Consider the following 2,135-nt stretch of genomic DNA (forward strand, 5'->3'; position numbering starts at 1 on the left):
GTGTCCGGGGCTTCGAACACCTCGTCCCACGCCTGCGTGGCCTGGGCCGCATACCCTTCAAACAGGTCCGCCACACTGTGAGAGCCTAGGTTGCCCGTGTTACCACTACATGACGTTGTTCTGGCCCCGACGGCGCGGAAGTGACCATCATGGCTTTGGCTGCGGGTCGCGGGATGGACCCGCGTATGTGCCGGGCGGGCAACCGTAGTCTGAGATTGCCGGTCGCTCCAAGTTTGCCGACGTTCCCGGAAGGCCACGTACACCAATGATCATTGTGTCCGATCTCGAGCTGCGCGCGGGCGCTCGCACCCTCGTCGAAGCGGTGTCGTTTCGCATCCAGCCCGGTGACCGGATCGGGCTCGTCGGACGTAACGGAGCGGGCAAGACGACGCTGCTGAAGACGTTGGCCCGCGAGACCCTGCCGTTCGCCGGAAAGGTGGACGTCCGCGGCGACCTCGGCTACCTTCCGCAGGATCCCCGCAGCGGTGACCCCGCTGACACCGTCCGCGACCGGGTGTTGTCCGCCCGCGGCCTCGACGCGCTGCTGCGCGAGATGGAGAAGCTCCAGCTGGAAATGGCCGAGCTGGTTGACGAGGCCGCCCGCGACGTGGCCATCCGGCGGTACGGCCGGCTGGAGGAACGTTTCGGCACCCTCGGCGGGTACGCGGCCGAGGCCGAGGCGGCCCGGATCTGCTCGGCGTTGGGGCTTGCGGAAAGGGTGCTCGCCCAGCAGCTGGAGACGCTCTCCGGAGGCCAGCGCCGCCGGGTGGAACTCGCCCGCATCCTGTTCGCCGGAGCCGGTGACAACGAGGCGACCCTGCTGCTCGACGAGCCCACCAACCACCTCGACGCCGACTCGATCGTCTGGCTGCGCGAGTTCCTGCGCTCCCACGACAGCGGACTGGTCGTGGTCAGCCACGACGTCGACCTGCTGGACCGCTGCGTGAACAAGGTCTTCTACCTCGACGCCACCCGCGCGGCCCTGGACGTCTACAACGTCAACTGGAAGACGTACCTGTCCCAGCGGGAGCTCGACGAGCGCCGCCGCCGCCGCGAGCGAGCCAACGCCGAGAAGAAGATCGACGCGCTCAAGGCGCAGGCCGACAAGATGCGGGCCAAGGCGACCAAGGCCCGCGCGGCTCACCAGATGGACCGCCGGGCCGAGCGGCTCGCCGCCGGACTGGCCGAGGTGCGGGTCGCCGACCGGGTCGCCAAGCTGCGCTTCCCCGACCCGGCGCCGTGCGGGCGGACCCCGCTGACCGCCACCGGGCTGTCGAAGTCCTACGGGTCGCTGGAGGTCTTCGCCGGGGTGGACCTCGCGATCGACCGCGGCGCGCGGGTCGTCGTCCTCGGTCTCAACGGCGCCGGCAAGACCACGCTGCTGCGGATGCTCGCGGGCGTGGAGTCCCCGGACACCGGAGAGGTCCACCACGGTCACGGGCTTCGGCTGGGCTACTACGCCCAGGAGCATGAGACCCTGGACACCGACCGCTCGGTGCTGGACAACATGCGCGCGGCCGCGCCCGGCACCTCCGACGTGGAGCTGCGGCGCATCCTCGGTGCCTTCCTGTTCAGCGGTGACAGCGTCTCCCAGCCGGCCGGCACCCTCTCCGGTGGGGAGAAGACCCGGCTGGCGCTGGCGGGGCTCGTGTGCAGCGCCGCCAACGTGCTGTTGCTGGACGAGCCGACCAACAACCTCGACCCGGCGTCCCGCAACGAGGTGCTGGAGGCGCTGGCCACCTTCCGGGGAGCGGTCGTGCTGGTGACCCACGACCCCGGCGCGGTCGAGGCGCTCGCGCCCGACAAGGTCCTGATGCTGCCGGACGGCGTCGAGGACTCCTGGTCGGCGGACCTCGCCGAACTGATCACTTTGGCCTGAAGGCCACCTTGGTCCGCAGGCCGTGATCACTGTGGCCTGAAGGACGGTCAGCTGTCCGGTTTGGCACACTGGCCGGGGACGTGCCGGACGTCGTCATTGTCGAGGAGTGGTGAGTCAGGGTGATCGCGTGAGCGCGGAAGCCGGTACCAAGGCGGTTGCGGCCGCGCTGGTGGCCAATCTGGGGATCGCGGTGGCGAAGTTCGTCGCGTTTCTCCTCACCCGGTCGTCGTCGATGCTGGCCGAGTCCATCCATTCG

Annotated in this window: 2 protein-coding genes; both read left to right on the plus strand. The window is 69.6% G+C overall.

Annotation, left to right across the window (positions count from 1 at the left end):
* Positions 1 to 265: 265 nt before the first annotated feature.
* Positions 266 to 1,879 carry an ABC-F family ATP-binding cassette domain-containing protein gene (locus tag DD1DGNOD_RS09475; protein ID WP_131769925.1) on the plus strand — a complete coding sequence of 538 codons (1,614 nt, stop codon included), beginning with the start codon at positions 266 to 268 and terminating at the stop codon, positions 1,877 to 1,879.
* Between the two features lie 127 nt (positions 1,880 to 2,006).
* Positions 2,007 to 2,135 (plus strand): cation transporter (locus DD1DGNOD_RS29160; RefSeq protein WP_346434301.1); only part of this gene is annotated, 129 nt, incomplete at its 3' end.

This window comes from Candidatus Protofrankia californiensis (assembly GCF_900634765.1).
Taxonomy (GTDB): domain Bacteria; phylum Actinomycetota; class Actinomycetes; order Frankiales; family Frankiaceae; genus Protofrankia; species Protofrankia californiensis.

Excerpts from the sequence above, each read along its gene's own strand:
- DD1DGNOD_RS09475 (WP_131769925.1), top strand. The coding sequence starts at position 266 with ATGATCATTGTGTCCGATCTCGAGCTGCGCGCGGGCGCTCGCACCCTC.